The organism is Stenotrophomonas sp. YJH_SMC_6 (genome assembly GCF_059371335.1).
Genome location: NZ_JCAFUM010000004.1, coordinates 259,229 through 278,101, shown reverse-complemented (window position 1 = coordinate 278,101; position 18,873 = coordinate 259,229). Strand labels below are relative to the sequence as shown.

16 protein-coding genes and 1 pseudogene are annotated in these 18,873 nt (G+C 66.5%); 9 read left to right on the top strand and 8 right to left on the bottom strand.

Annotated features, from left to right (window positions below):
- Positions 1-76 precede the first annotated feature (76 nt).
- Positions 77-1,723, bottom strand: a pseudogene (locus AC5P9N_RS06320) (ABC1 kinase family protein); the annotation flags it as partial.
- Positions 1,724-1,930: 207 nt separating this feature from the next.
- On the opposite strand from AC5P9N_RS06320, the gene AC5P9N_RS06315 reads away from it, so the two are divergent.
- On the top strand, positions 1,931-2,857 hold the full coding sequence (locus tag AC5P9N_RS06315) for a DUF808 domain-containing protein (protein WP_005411357.1): 927 nt from the start codon (positions 1,931-1,933) through the stop codon (positions 2,855-2,857).
- Positions 2,858-3,071: 214 nt separating this feature from the next.
- On the opposite strand, the gene AC5P9N_RS06310 is transcribed toward AC5P9N_RS06315, so the two are convergent.
- Positions 3,072-4,610: a GGDEF domain-containing protein gene (locus AC5P9N_RS06310; RefSeq protein WP_099484173.1), complete on the bottom strand. Its 1,539-nt coding sequence runs from the start codon at positions 4,608-4,610 to the stop codon at positions 3,072-3,074.
- Between the two features lie 105 nt (positions 4,611-4,715).
- Between AC5P9N_RS06310 and AC5P9N_RS06305 the strand changes: the two genes are divergently transcribed.
- From AC5P9N_RS06305 to AC5P9N_RS06295, 3 genes are all read left to right on the top strand, one after another.
- Positions 4,716-5,351, top strand: a complete 636-nt coding sequence (locus AC5P9N_RS06305; RefSeq protein ID WP_032963976.1) for a Rossmann-fold NAD(P)-binding domain-containing protein — start codon at positions 4,716-4,718, stop codon at positions 5,349-5,351.
- Positions 5,351-6,058 (top strand): helix-turn-helix transcriptional regulator, encoded by a 708-nt coding sequence (locus tag AC5P9N_RS06300; protein ID WP_099484174.1) that lies wholly within the window; start codon positions 5,351-5,353, stop codon positions 6,056-6,058. The genes AC5P9N_RS06305 and AC5P9N_RS06300 overlap by 1 nt, the downstream gene beginning before the upstream one ends.
- A 242-nt stretch (positions 6,059-6,300) precedes the next feature.
- On the top strand, positions 6,301-6,687 hold the full coding sequence (locus AC5P9N_RS06295; protein WP_076739680.1) for a VOC family protein: 387 nt from the start codon (positions 6,301-6,303) through the stop codon (positions 6,685-6,687).
- Positions 6,688-6,825: 138 nt separating this feature from the next.
- Here AC5P9N_RS06295 and AC5P9N_RS06290 read toward each other — a convergent pair whose 3' ends face one another.
- The 4 genes from AC5P9N_RS06290 to pdhA are packed head-to-tail and all read right to left on the bottom strand — an operon-like array spanning position 6,826 to position 10,717.
- Positions 6,826-8,223, bottom strand: a complete 1,398-nt coding sequence (locus AC5P9N_RS06290; RefSeq protein ID WP_012481459.1) for a dihydrolipoamide acetyltransferase family protein — start codon at positions 8,221-8,223, stop codon at positions 6,826-6,828.
- Complete coding sequence (locus AC5P9N_RS06285) at positions 8,220-8,573, bottom strand: SH3 domain-containing protein (protein WP_005411349.1); 354 nt, start codon at positions 8,571-8,573, stop codon at positions 8,220-8,222. Before AC5P9N_RS06285 ends, AC5P9N_RS06290 begins: the two co-directional genes overlap by 4 nt.
- Position 8,574: 1 nt before the next feature.
- A complete protein-coding gene (locus tag AC5P9N_RS06280) occupies positions 8,575-9,642 on the bottom strand; it encodes an alpha-ketoacid dehydrogenase subunit beta (RefSeq protein WP_005414714.1) in 1,068 nt (355 codons plus the stop codon).
- On the bottom strand, positions 9,635-10,717 hold the full coding sequence (gene pdhA / locus AC5P9N_RS06275) for a pyruvate dehydrogenase (acetyl-transferring) E1 component subunit alpha (protein ID WP_049401686.1): 1,083 nt from the start codon (positions 10,715-10,717) through the stop codon (positions 9,635-9,637). The genes AC5P9N_RS06280 and pdhA overlap by 8 nt, the downstream gene beginning before the upstream one ends.
- Positions 10,718-11,052: 335 nt before the next feature.
- Here pdhA and AC5P9N_RS06270 point away from each other — a divergent pair, with 335 nt between their 5' ends.
- The 4 genes from AC5P9N_RS06270 (at position 11,053) to AC5P9N_RS06255 (ending at position 15,638) form a co-directional block, all read left to right on the top strand.
- A complete protein-coding gene (locus AC5P9N_RS06270) occupies positions 11,053-11,928 on the top strand; it encodes a tryptophan 2,3-dioxygenase (protein ID WP_005411346.1) in 876 nt (291 codons plus the stop codon).
- Between the two features lie 181 nt (positions 11,929-12,109).
- On the top strand, positions 12,110-13,609 hold the full coding sequence (locus tag AC5P9N_RS06265) for a peptide MFS transporter (protein ID WP_005411345.1): 1,500 nt from the start codon (positions 12,110-12,112) through the stop codon (positions 13,607-13,609).
- Positions 13,610-13,628: 19 nt separating this feature from the next.
- A complete protein-coding gene (locus tag AC5P9N_RS06260; RefSeq protein ID WP_099484175.1) occupies positions 13,629-14,234 on the top strand; it encodes a thioredoxin family protein in 606 nt (201 codons plus the stop codon).
- A gap of 264 nt (positions 14,235-14,498) precedes the next feature.
- Complete coding sequence (locus AC5P9N_RS06255) at positions 14,499-15,638, top strand: hypothetical protein (protein ID WP_164212733.1); 1,140 nt, start codon at positions 14,499-14,501, stop codon at positions 15,636-15,638.
- 31 nt (positions 15,639-15,669) lie between these two features.
- Here the strand turns inward: AC5P9N_RS06255 and AC5P9N_RS06250 are convergent, their stop codons facing one another.
- Together AC5P9N_RS06250 and AC5P9N_RS06245 are read right to left on the bottom strand one after the other, a co-directional pair.
- Entirely contained in the window at positions 15,670-16,725 is a 1,056-nt protein-coding gene (locus tag AC5P9N_RS06250) for a PDDEXK nuclease domain-containing protein (protein WP_024957671.1), read from the bottom strand.
- Positions 16,726-17,097: 372 nt separating this feature from the next.
- A complete protein-coding gene (locus AC5P9N_RS06245; protein WP_099484176.1) occupies positions 17,098-17,592 on the bottom strand; it encodes a MarR family winged helix-turn-helix transcriptional regulator in 495 nt (164 codons plus the stop codon).
- A gap of 129 nt (positions 17,593-17,721) precedes the next feature.
- Here AC5P9N_RS06245 and hppD point away from each other — a divergent pair, with 129 nt between their 5' ends.
- A complete protein-coding gene (gene hppD / locus AC5P9N_RS06240; protein ID WP_005411340.1) occupies positions 17,722-18,834 on the top strand; it encodes a 4-hydroxyphenylpyruvate dioxygenase in 1,113 nt (370 codons plus the stop codon).
- Positions 18,835-18,873: the final 39 nt, after the last annotated feature.

Sequence of the window (18,873 nt, the reverse complement as noted above, 5' to 3'; positions counted from 1 at the left end):
GAAGGTAAAGCGAGCGTGAAAGGCTCCGTTGGATTGCATTAAAAACCGTATGAATACGGGTGTTTTCGCAGATTCGCTAGCGATGCCCGCGCTCTTCGCGTGCCCGCGCGCGACGATCGAACAGCAATGCACTGGTCACGATGCCAAGGCCGAGCACTACGCCGATGAACAACAGAATCAGGGCGATGAGCGGGTAGCCGAACAGATGCCAGCCGGTGTCGATCTTCATCATCATCGCGGCGGCCATGATCAATGCCGCGCTGATGATGCCGGCCGCCACGCGGTTGGCGATCTTCTGCAGGTTCTCCATAAGCCGCGATTCTTCCAGGCCCGTCACCTTCATCTGCAGACGGTTCTCGGCCAGCAGCGCCATGATGTCCGACAGCTTGCGCGGCCCATCGCGCAGCAGCTGCTGCAGCTCCATCGCCTCGCTGGCGATGTTGGCTGCCGACAGTGATTTTTTCAGGCGCGCACGCATCACATGCTGAAGCTGGCGCTCGACGATGCGGCGGGTCTCCAGTTCGGGTGCCAGCAACCGGCATACGGTTTCCAGGTTGAGCAGCGCCTTGCCGAGCAGGCTCAGTTCCGGCGGTGTGCGCAGGCCGCAGGCGGTGGCGATGCGCACCATGTCCAGCACCACGCGGCCTTCGGAGAAACTGCCGCTGGCCGCATAGCGTGCGATCAGCTGGCCGGTCTCGCGCAGGTAGCGCTCTTCGTCGAAGGCCTCCAGCCGCGTGCTGATGCTGATCAGATCGTCGGCTACTTCCTCGCCACGGCCATCGACTGCGGCGAACAGGATCTTCAGCAGCCGCTCGCGCAGGCGCGGTGGCATGTGCGCGACCATGCCCAGGTCGAAGATCGCCAGCCGTCCATCGGGCATCACCCGCAGGTTGCCGGGGTGCGGGTCGGCATGGATCTCGCCGTGCACGAAGATCTGGTCCAGGTAGCCGCGGATCAGCGCCGCCGCCAGCGGGTCCATCGATTGTTCGGTGCGGCGCACATCGGGAATTGCATCCACGCGCACGCCGGTGGCCAGTTCCATGGTCAGCACGCGCTGGCTGCTGTAGTCCCACAGCGGCTGCGGAATCCACAGGCGGCGGAACGGCTTCAGGTGTCGGCCGAAACGGGCCAGGTTCTCGGCCTCGGCGTGGTAGTCCAGCTCCTGCATCAGGGTCTTTGCGAACTCGTTGAGCCAGTCGCGCAGGCGCACGCGGCGGCCCACCTGGGTCAGGTGGTCGGCGGCCAGCGCGAAGCTGCGTAGCGCCTCCAGGTCCGAGCGAAGTTGTGCAGCCACTTCAGGCTTCTGCACCTTCACTGCCACCTGGCGTCCGTCGTGCAGCACCGCGCGATGCACCTGCGCGATCGAGGCACAGCCCAGCGGTTCGGGATCGAATGAGGCGAACAGCTTGTTCACCGGTGCGCCCAGCTCCTGCTCGACGATCGCATGGATGCGCTCGACCGGAATCTCGGCCACCTTTTCCTGCATGCGCTCCAGGGCTGTGGCGAACTCCACCGGCACCATGTCCGGGCGCGTGGACAGCATCTGGCCCAGCTTGACGAAGGTCGGGCCCAGCGCTTCCAGGTCGCTGACGAACTGTTCCGGGTTGCCGTCCGCGGGAACGTCGGCTGGATTGCCTGCGGCATCCAGGTTCATGCCCGAGAACACCCCTGAATGGCGATAGCGCATCAGCAGGCGCAGGATCTGGCTGCGCCGGTTCATGCCTTTGACCAGCGGAGGATTGCCATTGGCGGTGGGCGGATTGCTCAAGCGGAACTCCCATGCGACGAAGACAGGTAGCGCCGGCCACGGGCCGGCGATGTCCGGATTCCGCAGTGTCGCCGGGGGGCGGTGGGCACGCGGTGAATCCGACGTCTTCCGCAGTCCACACCGGATCGGTCAGAATCCGCTCATTCCCTCTCTGGACTTCCCATGGCCGGTGCCAGCCTGTTCGCCCTGCTCGACGATATCGCCACCCTCCTCGACGATGTCTCGGTCCTGACCAAGGTCGCGGCGAAGAAAACCGCCGGCGTGCTGGGCGACGACCTGGCGCTGAACGCGCAGCAGGTCACCGGGGTCAACGCCAACCGCGAACTGCCGGTGGTGTGGGCGGTGGCCAAGGGCTCGCTGGTCAACAAGGTGATCCTGGTGCCTGCAGCATTGGCGATCAGTGCGCTGGAGGCCTGGCTGCACAGCCGCGGCTGGAACGTGCCGCTGATCGTACCGCTGATGATGATCGGCGGCGCGTTCCTGTGCTTTGAGGGCGTTGAGAAGCTGGCGCATCGGTTCCTGCACTCAGCCGAGGACGACGCCGAGCATCAGGCCGAGCGGCGCAAGGCGCTGGCCGACGCGCAGGTGGACATGGTGGCGTGGGAGAAGGACAAGGTGAAAGGCGCGATCCGCACCGACTTCATCCTCTCGGCCGAGATCATCGTACTGACCCTGGGCGTGGTCGCCACCGCATCGTTCACCAACCAGCTGGTCACGCTGGCCGTGGTTGCACTGGCGATGACGGTCTTCGTCTATGGGCTGGTGGCGGGCATCGTGAAGCTGGATGACGTCGGCCTGTACCTGTCGCGCAAGGGTGGGGCCGTGGCCGCCTTCGGTCGCGGCCTGGTGGCCTCGGCGCCGTGGCTGATGAAGTTCCTGTCGGTGGCCGGCACCATTGCCATGTTCCTGGTGGGCGGAGGCATCCTGGTGCACAACGTGCCGGCGCTGCACCACGCAGTACAGGCGATGGGCGGCGAGGGGCAGTGGGGCTGGCTGGTCAGCGCGGTGGGTAACATGGTGGTCGGCATCATCGCCGGTGCCATCGTGCTCGCGGCGGTGACCGGGTTCCAGAAGCTGCGCGGCAAGTAATCACCGGCGGGTCGCACGGTAGAGGCCAACCTTGGTCGGCGCTTTGTTTCCTGCGTGTGCCAACCAAGGTTGGCACCTACCAAAGCGGTTCAGGGTGGTCGGCATCGTCGCCGGCGGGTTCCCAGGTAGAGGCCGACCTTGGTCGGCGCTTCGTTTCCCGCGTGTGCCAACCAAGGTTGGCACCTACCAAAGCGGTTCGCGACGGGCCGGACGGTCAGCCCGCCTGCACGCGGTTCTTGCCCTGTCGCTTGGCCGCATACAACGCGTCATCCGCACGGCGCAGCAAAGCCTCGGTATCGTCGCCCGGCTGCCATTGCGCCAGCCCGGCGCTGAAGTGCACCGGCACGCGCCGGTCCTGCACGGTCAGCGCGCGGTGCGCCAGTGAGCGTTGCAGGCGCTGCACGGTGGCCATGCTGTCGGCACCCTGGGTTTCCGGCAGCACCAGCACGAACTCGTCGCCACCCAGCCGTGCGATGCCGTCAGTGGCGCGCAGCAGCAGCCTGCAAACGGCCACCAGGTGCTGCAGCAACGCATCGCCACCGGCGTGGCCGTGCGCCTCGTTGGTCAGGTGGAAATCATCCAGGTCGATCACCGCCACGCCCAGCGGTGAGTTGTTGCGCGCAGCACGCGCCAGTTCACGCTGCAGCAGTTCGTCCAGGCCGCGGCGGTTCAGCGCCTGGGTCAGCGGATCGATGCGCGCCAGATCACCGGCGGCACGCAGTTCCTGCTCCAGCTCGGCAATGCGCTGTTCGGCGCGTTCCACTTCCTGCCGCGCATTGGCCAGGTGATCGCGGGCCTGCGCGGCCTGTTGCTGCACCTTGCCGGTGTCGCGCATCACGTCCTGCAGCAGCTGGTTGAGGTCGGCGATGCTACGCGCCTCGCGCAGCTGCAGTGCGTAGCTGCCGATGCGGTCGTGGTACTCGCCGGTGCTGGTGGCCATGCCATCCATGCGCTCGATGAACTCGCCCATCAACCCGCGCATGGCTGCCTTTGAATCGTCGATGCCCTGGCGCAGCAGGCCCTGCTTGTAGATCACTTCGCGCAGTTCGGCACGGGTGCGATCGACTGCCTCGGCTTCCAGCGGCCCGTCCAGCAGCTGGCGCACCGCCGCGATCTGGCCCTGCAGCCAACTGCGGTCGTCCAGCAGCTCGCTCACGTTTTCCAACAGCAGCGCGAACAGTTCCAGCAGCAGCGCCTGCTGCTCCTGCCAGCTCTCGGCACGCACGCCGACCTGGTGCCCGAGTTCGCGCACGCCCTGTTCGATCGGCTCCAGTGCGGTACCCGGCTGCCACTGGCGCAGGCGCGTGGCCAGCGCCTGCGCTTGTTCGCGCAGATCCGGGTCGTGCTGCAGCAGGGCCACCACGGCGCCACCCAGCAGCAGCCGCAGCTGCTCGGACAGGCGCAGGCTTTCCGGCTGACCGTCCGGCGAATGCTGTTCGATGGTCCGGATGTACTTGTCGATGAGCTGCCGCATCGCGCGCCCGTAGCGCGGCCAATCGGCACTGGCCTGCGCCGACTGCAGGCGGTCGCCCATGTCACCCAGTTCGCCGGGCAGGGTGGCCATGCCGTTGGCGAAGGCGGCCAGCAGCGGTTCCGGCGCGTCGGCGCCGGCGAACAGTTGCTGCAGTGCCACGCCACCACCGCCCTGCAGTACCACGCGGTCGCCCAGCCCATCGTCCACCACCGCGCGCACGCGTGCCGGCGGCCCAAGGGCGGTACCGGGGGCAGGGCGGTGGTCGGGCTGGTCCGTCATGGAGCGAATCCTGGGGCTGGCAGGGACTGGTTCCAGCATATCGGCGCGGCCGCCGACGGCTTGAACGGCTAGGATGGGCGACAGGATGCCGCAGTGGAGGTGGTGATGCGCGTGATGTTGCTGGGGGCGACCGGCCTGGTCGGCGGGCTGGCCCTGCCCCGCCTGCTGGACGACCCGCGCTGCAGTGGCGTGGTGGCGCCCACCCGCCGCCCGTTGGGCATGACCCACGGGAAGCTGGAGAACCCGGTGCTGGCCTTCGACGCGTTGCCCACTTCGCCAGCATGGGCGCGCGTGGACGCGGTCATCTGCGCGCTCGGCAGCACCATTGCCCAGGCCGGCAGCCGCGAGGCTTTCCACCGCATCGATCATGACTACCCGTTGGCCTTCGCCCGCCTGGCGCAGGCACAGGGTGCACAGACTTATGTGCTGAATTCCGCGGCCGGCGCCAATCCACAGTCGTCGATCTTCTACAGCCGGGTGAAGGGCGAATTGGAACGTGACCTTCGTGCGCTGGGCTTCCATTCGTTGACCCTGGTCCGCCCAGGGCTGATCGGGGGCGAGCGCAACGAGGTGCGTCGTGGCGAGCGCCTGGCGCTGACGGTGCTCGGTGCTTTGGGGCCGATGTTGCCACGGGCGTGGCGGATCAACCCGGCGAGCGAGATCGCCAAGGCACTGGTCGAGGCCGCGCTGGCCCCGCAGCCGGGTGAGCACGTGGTTGCATCGAGCGCACTGGTCGGCTGATGTCGCGTGCGCTGCGCCTGACCCAGTTGCTGCAGCTTCTGCGCCGCCATCGGCGGCCGGTGGGCGGGCAGACGCTGGCCGAAGCGCTGGGCATCAGCCTGCGCACGCTGTACCGCGATATCGAGACCCTGCGTGAGCAGGGCGCTGACCTGCGTGGCGAGGCCGGCGTTGGCTACCAGCTGGCGCCGAGCGACACCCTGCCACCGATGACCCTGCCGCCGGCCGAGATCGATGCGCTGGTGCTCGGCCTGCGCTGGGTCGCCGCGCGCACCGAGCCGGCGCTGGCCGAGGCGGCGCGTGATGCACTGGCGCGCATCGCGCATGTGTTGCCTGCAGCGCGACGCGAGGCCTTGCGTGACAGCGGCCTGCGCGTTGGCCCTTCGCGCGCCGCGGCCAAGGTGCCGGCTGGGCGCTTGCAGGCCGTGCGAGAGGCTGTCGGTTCACAGCAGCGCCTGAAGTTCGGCTACGAGGACGCGCACGGTCAGCGCAGCGAGCGCATCGTCTGGCCGTTCGCGCTGGGCTACTTCGATGAGGTGCCGATGCTGGCGGCGTGGTGCGAGCGCCGCGAGGATTTCCGCCATTTCCGTCTGGACCGCATCCGCCAGGCGCGTGTGCTGGAGGATCACTACCTCGTGCCACGCGCCACCCTGCTGCGACGCTGGCAGAAGGCGCAGGGCATCGCGCCGGACTGGCTGGATCGCTCATAACCACAGCAACAGCCGGGATCCGGGGCGTGTAGAGTCGACTGTTAGTCGACTATCGCGCGCAGCGCGGGGTTTTAAGCAGGCTGAAGGAAAAGAGCAGTCGACCAACAGTCGACTCTACCAACAGTCGACTCTACCAACAGTCGACTCTACCAACAGTCGACTCTACCAACAGTCCCCTCTACTGACAGAATCTGTCAGCACGGCCATACCACCATGAGCGCTCCCAACAACGGAGCTTCCCCATGTTCACGCCCAGCACCCTGCTGCAGTACGTGCGCGACGTCGCCGCCAGCGCCACCTTCTACAGTGGCATTCTCGGCAAACCGCCGGTCGAGCAGTCGCCCGGCTTCGCCCTGTTCCTGCTCGGCGATGGCGCCGCACTCGGCCTGTGGCAACGCGACGACGTGCAGCCTCCGGTGTCCGCGCAAGCAGGCGCCGCCGAACTGGCAATGGTGGTGGCCAACCCCGACGCCGTGCAGCAGATGCACGATGCGTGGCGCGCTCTTGGTGTGGAGATCCTGCAGGCGCCGGTGACGCTGGAGTTCGGCCATACTTTTGTCGGGGCAGATCCTGATGGCCACCGCCTGCGTGTGTACAGCCGCGCCGAGGGCCTGGTCGCGCGCGATTGATCGCCCGCATTGTGTAGATCCACGCCATGCTTAGATGGAGCGCGACGGAGCAGGCACAAAAAAACGCCGGGCAATGCCCGGCGTTTTCTCCAAGTCATGTGCCAACCAACGGTTGGCACCCACCGATCAGGTGGCCGATCAGCTGGCCAGCGCCAGGTCGTCCATCATTGCGCGCAGGAAGCGCGCCGCTTCGCCGCCGGTGGCCGCGCGGTGGTCGAAGGTGACCGACAGCGGGATCACCTTGTGCGCTTCCACGCCGCCCATCACCGGGGTCATCTGGTGGCGGGCACGGCCGGCACCGACGATGGCCACGCACGGCGGCACCACGACCGGGGTCGCGTAGCGGCCGGCGAACATGCCGAAGTTGGACAGCGAGATGGTGTAGCCGCTCAGTTCCGAGGCGGCGATCGAACGCGATTCCACCTGCTCGCGCAGGCGGTTGACGCCTTCGCGGATGCCACGTGCATCCAGCATGTCGGCATTGCGCAGGGCCGGCACGAACAGGCCGTCGTCGGTGTCCACGGCGATGCCGATGTCCACCTGTGCGTGCAGGGTGCGGGTCAGCGCTTCACCGTCGAACCAGGCGTTCATCGCCGGCACCTTCTGCGCGGCGACCACGATCGAACGCACCAAGCGCGCGGTGACGTCGTTGCCCGGCAGCCAGGCGTGGATGTCGGCGTCGTCGTTCAGCGTGGTCGGCACCACCTTGCTGTGCGCATCGGCCATCACGCGGGCCATGTTGCGGCGCACGCCCTTCAGCGGTTCCGGCTGGCCCTTGGCGACCACGCCCGGCGGCTGGGTGCGCATCGGCTTGCCGGCGGCGGACAGCGGGGTGCGGGCTTCGCTCTGCACCGGGGCAGACACCTGCGCCGGGGCCGGCGCGGCATAGGCAGCAGCGGCAACCGGTGCCGGAGCAGCGCCGAGCTTGGCGGTGCCGTTGGCGGCAGCCTGCTTGACGTCGGCCATGGTGACCGCGCCATCGGTGCCGGTAGCGGCCACGCGGCTCAGGTCCACGCCCAGCTTGCGCGCCATCGCACGCACGGCCGGCACGGCCTTGACGCCACCGACGGCCAGCGCCTGTTCGGCATGCACGGCATTGGAGCTCTGCATGGCGCCGACCACGGTACCGGCGTCATCACGCTCGGCAGCGGCGGGCTTGGCTTCTTCTGCGGCCACCGGTGCGGCAGCAGCGGGAAGCGGCGGCGGGGTCGGTGCGGCAGCCGGTGCGGCCGGTGCGGCATGACCATGGCTGTGGCCGGTGTCCTGGCCATCGGCACGCTGCGGCAGGTTCGGGTCCAGTTCGAAGCTGGCCAGCACCGAACCGGTCGGGATGATGTCGCCGGCACCGCCGGACAGCTTCAGCACCTTGCCGGAGAACGGCGAGGGCACTTCCACCACGGCCTTGGCGGTCTCCATCGACACCAGCGGCTCGTCCAGCTTGATCACATCGCCTTCCTTGACGAACCACTCGACGATGGTCGCGTCCGGCAGGCCTTCGCCCAGGTCGGGCAGGTTGAAGTTCTTGGTCTGGCTCATTTGCAGTTCTCTTCCAGCAGTTCCAGTTCGCGGGCCGGCAGCCAACCCGTCGCGCCATTGGCGCGCTCGGACCACCACCACCCGCCGTGTTCGTGATGAAGCTTCACCATCTCGCCGCTTTCCACATCCAGCTCGCGGGCGTCGTAGTCGCACAGCGCTTCGGCGCGACCCTCGTCCAGCAGCTGCAACCAGGCGATGGGCGCCCATCCAGCGCGCCCATCGTTGGTGCGTACCCAGGCAAACGCCGGCCATTCCTCGTCACGGACACCTACTTCGACGATCTGGCCGGTGTGGAACCGGAGCGGGTTGGGATACTGGCTGCGGTAAGCCCCCAGAAGGCGGGCCCGCATGTCAGCCGGCCGCCACCGCGCGCTTGGCCGCAGCCACGATCCGCTCAACGCTCGGCAGGTACTTCATTTCCAGGCGGAACAGCGGAATGTGGGTGTCGTAGCCAGTGACGCGCTCGACCGGGGCCAGCAGGTCGTAGATCGATTCCTCGGCCAGGCGCGCGGCGATCTCGGCGCCGAAGCCCGCGGTCTTCGGGGCCTCCTGCACGATCACGCAGCGGCCGGTCTTGGCCACCGATTCGGCGATGGTGGCGAAGTCCAGCGGACGCAGCGTGGCCACGTCGATGACTTCGGCACTGATGCCTTCGCCGGCCAGCTTGTCGGCCGCTTCCAGCGCTTCCTTCACCTGCGCGCCCCAGGTCACCAGGGTCACGTCGGTGCCGTCGCGCAGCACGAAGCAGACGTCCAGCGGCAAGGCTTCGCCGTCGTTGACGACCACTTCCTTGTACTGGCGGTAGATGCGCTTGGGCTCCATGTAGATCACCGGATCCGGTTCGCGGATCGCGGCCAGCAGCAGGCCGTAGGCGCGCTGCGGCGACGACGGCAGCACCACGCGCAGGCCCGGCACGTTGGTGAAGATCGCCTCGTTGGCTTCGCTGTGGTGTTCCGGCGCGCGGATGCCACCGCCCCACGGCACGCGCAGCACCATCGGGCAGTGCAGGCGGCCACGCGTGCGGTAACGCAGGCGTGCGGCGTGGCAGACGATATGGTCGACCATCGGGTACATGAAGCCATCGAACTGGGCTTCGGCCACCGGCTTCATGCCCTGCGCGGCAAGACCAATCGTCAGGCCGGCGATGGTGGTTTCATCCAGCGGGGTGTCGAGGATGCGGTCCGAGCCGAAGCGCTGCTGCAGACCGGCAGTGGCGCGGAACACGCCGCCGTTGACGCCCACGTCTTCGCCCAGAACCAGCACCGACGGGTCGTGTTCCAGCTCCCAGGCCAGCGCCTGGGTGATGGCTTCGATGAGGGTGATCGGGGTGGTGGTCATGCTCTCTTCTCCGCGCGCGACCGCAGCGCTGTCGGCGGCGTTGGTGTGCGCGCCGGGCGCGCCGTTCTTGATCTCATCCATGGCGCTTCTCCAGGGCGATCGCCTGGGCACGCTGGGCCAGCAGGTCCGGCGGCGGATCGGCATACAGGAAGTCGAACATCGCCTCGACCGGCTGCACCGGCGTGTTGAGGTACAGGTTCACTTCCTCGTCCACGCGCGTGCCGCACTCGGCGACCCAGGCGGTTTCCTCTTCTTCGCTCCACACACCGGCGTTGATCAGGTACTTGCGCAGGCGCAGCATCGGCTCGCGCTGCCAGGCATCCTTCACTTCGGCGTCGTCGCGGTAGCGGCGCGCGTCATCGGCGGTGGTGTGGTCGGACAGGCGGTAGGTCATCAGTTCCAGCACGGTGCCGCCGTCGCCGGCCAGCGCACGTTCGCGCGCCTGCTCCATGGCCGCCAGCACCGCGATCAGGTCGTTGCCATCCACCTGCAGGCAGTGCAGGCCGCCCGCCAGGCCCTTCTGCGCCAGCGTTTCGGCACCGGTCTGGGCCGAACGCGGAACCGAGATGGCCCAACCGTTGTTGACGATGCACAGGATCAGCGGGAGCTTGTAGGCGCCGGCCGAATTCAGTGCTGCGTAGAAGTCGGTCTTGGAGCTGCCGCCGTCGCCGCACACGGCCACCGCGATCTGCGGTTCCTTGTTGAGCTTGAACTTCAGCGCCGCGCCTGCGGCATGCAGGCACTGGGTGGAAATCGGCACGCAGAACGGGAAGTCCTTGGCCGCGTTGCCGCCGTAATCGTTGCCGCGTTCGTCGCCGCCCCAGTACATCAGCACGTCGTGCGGGCGCACGCCACGCATGAACATCGCGCCATACTCGCGGTACGAAGGCGCGAACACGTCGTCCTTCTGCATCGCCGCGCCGATACCCACGTGCGCGGCTTCGTGGCCCAGGCAGGCGGCATAGGTGCCGAGCTTGCCGGTGCGCTGCAGTGCGATGGATTTGCTGTCGAACGTACGTACGAACAGCATCTGCTTGAACAGCGGTACCAGGACCTTGGGGTCGCGCAGCGACGCAGGCAGGTCATCGCGGACGAGCGTGCCGTCCGTATCCAGGTACTGCAGGTATTCGATCTTGAATTCAGCGGCAACCGTCATTGCGTACTGCACCTTCGACAGAGAAGTTACAAATGATATGAATCGCCATGTTAAGGAACGCGTACGGAATAGCCTTCCTGCGCCGCAACACGGCGATTCCCCGTTTTACCCCTGCCGGCGGGTGGGGGGCCAATAACAACAACGTATTCAGTCGTTGCTGCAAAGCATCAGAATACGCCTCTGGCTGACCGCCAGTACAACGGCCTGGACGGTTCCACGCGCAGGCCTGGGATCGGCCGATGCTCCACGGCCAACCGCACGCTCCGGTATGGACCCGGCGGCTGCCAGCGCGGCGGCAACGCGCTACCCTTGCCGCCCCCGATCTGGTCCCGCCCATGTCCGTCGACAACAACCAACGCGATCTCGAAGCCGGCATCCACACCGACCTGCAGGGACGCCTCACCTACGGCGGCTACCTGCGGCTGGACCAGTTGCTCAGCGCGCAGCAGCCGCTGTCCAGCCCGCCGCACCATGACGAGATGCTCTTCATCATCCAGCACCAGACCTCGGAGCTGTGGCTGAAGCTGCTGGGCCATGAGCTGCGTGCCGCAATCGGCTTCCTGCAGCGCGATGAAGTCTGGCAGTGCCGCAAGGTGCTGGCGCGCAGCAAGCAGGTGCTGCGCCAGCTGACCGAGCAGTGGTCGGTGCTGGAAACCCTGACCCCGTCCGAATACATGGGCTTCCGCGACGTGCTGGGCCCGTCGTCGGGCTTCCAGTCGCTGCAGTACCGCTACATCGAGTTCCTGCTGGGCAACAAGAACGCGCAGATGCTGCAGGTGTTCGAGCACGACCCGGCCGGGCAGGCGCAGCTGCGCACCGTGCTGGAGGCGCCCAGCCTGTACGAGGAATTCCTGAAGTACCTGGCCCGCTTCGGCCATGCGGTGCCGGCGGTGTACGAGGCCCATGACTGGACCCAGCCGCACGTGGCCGACGACGCACTGCAGCCGGTCTTCGAACGCATCTACCAGGACACCGACCGCTACTGGCGCGAGTACGCGCTGTGCGAGGACCTGGTGGACCTGGAGACCGCCTTCCAGCTGTGGCGCTTCCGCCACATGCGCACGGTGATGCGGGTGATCGGCTTCAAGCGCGGCACCGGTGGCTCGTCCGGCGTGGGCTTCCTGGCCAAGGCACTGGAGCTGACCTTCTTCCCCGAGCTGTTCCAGGTGCGCACCAGCCTGCAGGCCGCGCCCCCGGCAGCACAGGCCTGATCCGTATTCAGCTTGGATCCCGGCCGGCGGCTGGATCGTTTCAGATGCAAGTTCAGCGAGCAGGCTGGCACCTGCCTCAAACGGCGTGTATTTGACGTGAACGCCAGAAGTCGGTGATCCTCGCGCGTTTCTCCAACTGCACAGCGGACGTGCTCGTCATCCACCGAACCAGGAAATCCGCATGAGCGTAAACGCCACTGCGAACACCCCAGAGCCGGCGCTGCCGGACTTCAAGACCACGCTGGGCCATCCGCGCCCGCTGTGGATGCTGTTCATGACCGAGTTCTGGGAACGCTTTGCGTTCTACGGCATCCGCTGGGCCTTGGTGCTGTACATCGTCGCCCAGTTCTACAACGGCAGCGCCGCCGGTGAAGGCGACGCCAGCCGCATCTACGGCGCCTACCTGGCCCTGGTGTACGCCGCGGCGATCTTCGGCGGCTACGTGGCCGACCGGGTACTGGGCTACCAGCGCTCGATCCTGACCGGCGCGATCATCATGGCCGCCGGCCTGTTCATGATCTCGCTGCCGCAGGAGCACATCTTCAAGCTCGGCCTGGCCACGATCATCGTCGGCAACGGCCTGTTCAAGCCCAACATCTCGACCATGGTCGGCAAGCTGTACGGGCTGAAGGACGAGCGCCGCGATTCGGGCTTCACCATCTTCTACATGGGCATCAACATCGGCGCGATGATCGCCCCGGTGCTGACCGAGTACCTGGCCCGCAAGGTGTTCGGTACCGACGCGATGCCGTCCTACAAGGTCGTGTTCATCGCCTCGGGCGTGGGCATGCTGATCTCGCTGGTGTGGTTCTACATCGGTCGTGCCGGCCTGAAGGGCATCGGTGCACCGCCGGCCGGCGCTGAAGGTTTCGGCCGCATCATCATGGTGCTGGCCGGTGCCGTGGTCGCCATCCCGGTCGCGTACTTCCTGCTGGCCACCGGCGCCACCGCGCTGGCCTGGATCCTGGGTGCGATGTTCACCGCGCTGGCCGTCCTGCTGCTGGTCGAGGGCATCCGCGAAGGCAAGGTGCAGCGCGACCGCGTGATCGCCATGCTGATCATCTTCGCCTTCAACGTGATGTTCTGGATGTTCTTCGAACAGGCCGGCAGCTCGTTCACCTTCCTGGCCGAGAACATCGTCAACCGCCAGTTCGGTGACTGGACCTTCCCGACCGCGTGGTTCCAGTCGGTCAACTCGGTGGCGATCATCACCCTGGCCCCGGTGATCGCCTGGATCTGGGTGGCCATGGGCCGCGCCAATCCGTCCATCCCGCGCAAGTTCGGCCTGGGCCTGCTGTTCAACGGCGCCGCCTTCGCGCTGCTGATGTTCGCCCTGTCGCAGATGGTCGTGGACGGCAAGATCCCGTTCTGGACCCTGTTCATGGTCTACGTCATCCAGTCGGTGGGTGAGCTGTGCCTGTCGCCGATCGGCCTGTCGATGGTGACCAAGCTGGCCCCGGTGCGCCTGGTCGGCTTCGGCATGGGCGGCTGGTTCCTGTCCACCGGCATCGGCAACAACCTGTCGGGCATCTTCGCTGGCGTGGTCAGTGGTGAAGGCGGCATGACGGTCGAGTCGGCCCTGAAGGGGTATACCTTCGGGTTCTGGGCCCTGATCGGCTCCGGCGTGGTGCTGTTCCTGATCGCCCCGCTGATCAACAAGCTGATGCACGGCGTCAAGTAATGATGGGAGGGTAGAAGGCATGGGTAGCAAGCTCGGTACTGCGGTAGTGGTGGTCTGTGCGGCGTTGATCGGCGCCTGTTCCCAACCGCAACCGCCTGCCACCGCCGAGCCCACGCAGCCCCTGGATACCCGACCCACCGAGCCACCGGTCGCTGACCCCAGCGAACCGGTGGCCTCGGGCAACACCCCGGTGGCGGCAGACATCGCCGCCATCGCCGGGCTCGGTGCGCAGTTCGACCCGGCCCGCAACCCCGCCGATGATCTGGCCACCGCCAAGGTGGAAGCCCAGCGGGGCAAGAAGCGCATCCTGCTGGAGGTCGGCAACGCCGCCTGCGAGCGCTGCCGGGCGCTGGACGACGTCGTGGAAGGCAACGGCGACCTGCGTCGCTTCCGCGATGCCCACTACGTGTGGGTGAAGGTCAACGCCAGCGACGAGCAGCCCAACACCGCCTTCTTCGCCCAGTTCCCGGTGATGGAGCGCGACTACCCATACCTGCTGGTACTCGATGCCGATGGAAGCCTGCTGGTCTCGCAGGCCACCGGCGAACTGCGCAGGGGCGAAGCCTTCCAGCCGGCACGGGTGAGCGCGTTCCTGAAACAATGGGCACCTGACAAACCGGAATAGGGGTAGTGCCGGCCGCTGGCCGGCAGGGGTGGTGGTGGGTGGGTGCCGACCGCTGACCGCCACCCCCGGTGGATGCCGACCGCTGACCGCCATCCCCGGTGGGTGCCGACCGTTGGTCGGCACAGAAGTGCATCCATGCATGGCGTGGATCTACTGTGGTTGCGGTCACATTCCCGGAATCGGCATCTCAATATCGCAACGCGCTCGCCGTTACCGGCAAGGACCTCAGTCGACATCCCGTCGATGCAACCTTCCGGAACGCCCATGCACAGCGACCACGCCGAACGACTGCCCGAACCCGCCAGTGAGTTGGCCGAGGGTGGAGCAGGCGAGGGCGTAACCTTGCCGCCGCAGGAGGCGCTGCTGGATGACACCGGAACCGGCGAGGCCACCGTCGACCTGGCACCGCCGCGCCATCGCCTGCCGCAGATCGCGCTGCCCGACAACGTGGTGCTGAAGGGGGCGGTGCAGAAGCTGGTCGAGCAGAAGTCCCGGCTTGATGCGCTGGCCGCCGACGGCCAGCTGGCCGGGCTGCTGCCACCAGAGTGGCAGGGGCACGGCGTGCGTGCGATCGAGCTGTCCACCTTCATCCAGGGCGTGCTGCCGTTCCTGCAACCTAGCGAACGTGGCGAAACCGCGCCCGCGCGCCTGCCGGTGCGCCACGTTCTGGGAGACGACAGCCGCTGGGGCCTGGACGATGTCGCCGAACCGAAATCGCTGGCCTGGTACCTGGCCAGCGACGAACGCGCCACCGCTGGCAGCAAGGACGTGGCCGAGGCCTATCTGGTGGGTGCGCTGGGACTGGCGTGGATGCAGGAAGGGCGCAGCCGCCCCGGCTTCCTGCGCGCGATGGGGCAGGACAGCCTGGCCGCGCGGGTGACCATGCTCGGCTACCCGCCGGCCAACGAACTGGCGCTGTACAGCGTCACCGCGCATGGGCAGCAACAGATCTGGTGCGTGCATGGCCGCCGTCGCATGCGCCCGCTGGTGGCGCCTTGGCTGAGCGTGCCGGTGCTGACCGCGTATGGCGTGCCGGCGCCGGTCGCGTGGCCGTCCAGTTTCCCGCCGGTGGAGGCCGTGGCCGAGCTGCTGGCGACCGCACGGCAGGGGCGCGCGCTGCCGGAAGTGGACCTGGCCAAGGCGGTGGCGAAGATCGCCGAGGACGCTGCCTCGGAAGCCTGGCAACCGGTCAGCCTGCTGCAGCTCAATACCTGGTCACCGCGTTGGCATTTCTTCCTGGGTACCTTCGTCGGCCTGCCGTCGCTGCTGCTGGTGGCGGCAGCGCTGGCGCTGCCGGGGGCGGTCGAAGCCGCCACGGTTGCGGCTTCCCTCGGCTTCGCCGGTGGTGCCATCGCGGCGCTCGCAGTGCCGTGGATCCATGCACGGCGCAAGCATCTGAGCTGAAGCATGAACGCCATCCGCGCGTGGCGTAGATCTACGGGAGGCCGGGCGCCGCGGTCTGCAGCTGCTGCCGCGCCCGCTCCATGGCAGTCTGCAATCTTTGCTTGAGGACCTCACGGGAGGGCAGCGAGGTCAGGTACTCCGCAACATGGATGCCTGAGCGGTCCAGCTCCAGCAATTCAATCTGGCCCGCCTTCTTCCCTGTGCAGAGGATGATGCCCAACGGCGTCTGCTCGCCGTCCTCACGTTCGTACCGGTCCAGCCAGCGCAGATAGAGTTCCATCTGTCCCTTGTAGGCCGGCTTGAACTCGCCGATCTTCAACTCGATGGCAATTAGTCTGCGCAGGCGCCGGTTGTAGAACAGCAGGTCCAGGTGGAAGTCATCGCCGTCGATCTGGATGCGCTTCTGGCGGGCGACGAAACTGAAGCCCGTGCCAAGTTCAAGCAGGAAGCCCTGCATCTCGCGAAGGATCGCGGTTTCAAGGTCCTGCTCGTCCCAGCTGTCCTTGAGGCCAAGAAAGTCCAGTACGTAGGGATCACGCAGTACCAGCCCTGGAGACAGCTGCTGGTTGCCGCGCAGTGCCGCCAACTCTTCGGCGATGGTCTGCTCTGGCTGACTGGAGAGTGCCGTGCGCTCATACAGCATCGAATCGACGCGCTGGCGCAGCGTACGTACACTCCAGCCCTCGGTGGCGGCCATCTGTGCATAGAAGTCGCGCTTGAGTGGGTCCGCCAGTGGGATCAGCGCGATGAAATGGGTCCAGCTCAATTGTCGTATCAGCGATACGACAATCTGCTCGTCTGCAAATGCGATGGAGAACTGCACCATCCGGCGCAGGCTCTTCTCACCGAAGGATGTGCCGAACTCGGCAGACAGCGCCTTGGCGATCCGGGTGAAGAGAACCTCGCCGTAACGCGCACGCTGCCCCGCCATCTGGTCAACATGGATGCGACGACCGATTCGCCAGTACAGCAGCGTCAACTCGGCGTTGATGGACCTGTGCATCCTGCTGCGCGCTGCGCAGATCAGCTCTCTGAGATCGGCCAGCAATTCCTGGCCATGCGGCGACGTTGAACGCGAGTCATCCATGAGGGAGCCCGTTCGATGTGGATGGCCGGGCTGTACCCGTTGAACGTGTACCGTCCGGCCGCACACGTGAGCAGTCCAATAGGAGAATTCACTGGATCAGCCCGTTTCGATACACCAGCCTGCCGGAAACGGGCCGTATCGGGCCAATGCGGAAATGCCGCTGGGCGAGGGCGACACTTCAGGGCGGGATCTGCGGAAGGTGAATGCGTCCGATGGCATCGTTTGCGGTCGGTCCGCAGTCCGCCAAAGAGCGGGTCCCGTCAGATCAAAGGGAGTGGACGACAATCGCCCAGCCACTGTTCCGCTACCGGCCGGGGTCGGCACCCGCGACTTGGGGCCCAAAACGACTTAATCCCCTCCGTCCCCTCTCTTTCAGACCCCTTCGCCCATTCGTTCCAGGCCTTCGCCGGCCAGACGCAGGATCAGGTTCTCCAGCACCTGCTCTTCCTCTTCGCTCAGCACCGACATCAGCTTGCGGGTGATTTCGATCACCATCGGCGCGATGGTCTCGTACACCTCGAAGCCAGCTGCCGACAGCGCCAGCACCGAGCGGCGGCGGTCGTCGCCGTGGGTTTCGCGCTTGATGAAGCCGCGCTCCAGCAGGCGGGCCACGGCACGGCTGACCGCCACCTTGTCCATCGCCGTGCGGTCGGAGACCTCGCTGGCCGAGGAGCCCGGGTACAGCGCCAGGATGGTGATCACCCGCCATTCGGGAATCGCCAGACCGTAACGATCGCCGTATAGCTTGGCGATGTTGCCGCTGACCCGGTTGGACAGCACGCTCAGCCGGTACGGCAGGAACTGTTCCAGGTCGAGCAGGACGTGCGAGGAACGCAGGCGGGTCGAAACGGGATCGGCGGGGCTCATGTTGCGGTGCACCTTGCTGGTGGTTTCAAGTGTAACTATAAGGGGTAGGTCCAGACCCTGCATTCTCGCCGGGTCCCTACCTGCCCGCACCTGGTTTGTACCGATGCGGTACCGATTCGGAGCCACGCCATGAATACCGCAGTCCCGACCGCCTCGCATCCCAACCCCGGCATGCAGGTCACCACCTTCGAGAACCCGATGGGCATCGACGGCTTCGAGTTCGTCGAATTTGCCGCCCCGGCCGGCCGTGGCCAGGAGCTGCACGAGTACTTCCGGAAGATGGGCTTCAGCGCCGTGCTCAAGCACAAACAGCGTCCGATTACCGTCTATCGCCAGGGCGACGTCAACTTCCTGGTCAACGAGGACCCCGATTCGTTCGCCGCCGACTTCGCCGAGAAGCACGGTCCGTGCGCCTGCGGCTTCGCCATCCGCTTCAAGAAGCCGGGCCAGGAGGTCTACCAGACCGCGCTGGGCAACGGCGCCGAAGCCATCGCCTTCAAGCCGGACAGCAAGGCGGTCAGCGCGCCGGTCATCAAGGGCATCGGCGACTGCATGCTGTACCTGGTCGATCGCTACGGCAGCGCCGGCAGCATCTATGACGGCGACTACGAGCCGATCGCCGGTGCCGACCTGCACCCGGTGGGTTTCGGCCTGACCTTCATCGACCACCTGACCCACAACCTGTACTTCGGCAACATGCAGCAGTGGTCGGACTACTACGAGCGCCTATTCAACTTCCGCGAGATCCGCTACTTCGACATCAAGGGCCTGAAGACCGGCCTGGTGTCCAAGGCGATGACCGCGCCGGATGGCATCGTGCGCATCCCGCTGAACGAATCGTCCGATCCGAAGAGCCAGATCAACGAGTACCTGGACGCGTACAAGGGCGAGGGCATCCAGCACATCGCCTGCTTCACCGAGAACATCTACGAGACCGTCGAAGCGATGCGCGCGCAGGGCGTGGACTTCCTCGATACGCCGGAGACCTACTTCGACGTGATCGACCAGCGCGTGCCGAACCACGGTGAAGACGTGCCGCGCCTGGCGAAGAACAAGATCCTGATCGATGCCGATCCGGAAACCCACCAGCGCAAGCTGCTGCAGATCTTCACCCAGAACTGCATCGGCCCGATCTTCTTCGAGATCATCCAGCGCAAGGGCAACGAAGGCTTCGGCGAAGGCAACTTCACCGCACTGTTCGAGAGCATCGAGCGCGACCAGATCCGCCGCGGCGTGCTGTAAGGTCTGCAGGCAATGCCGGCGTCCCGCCGGCATTGCCTG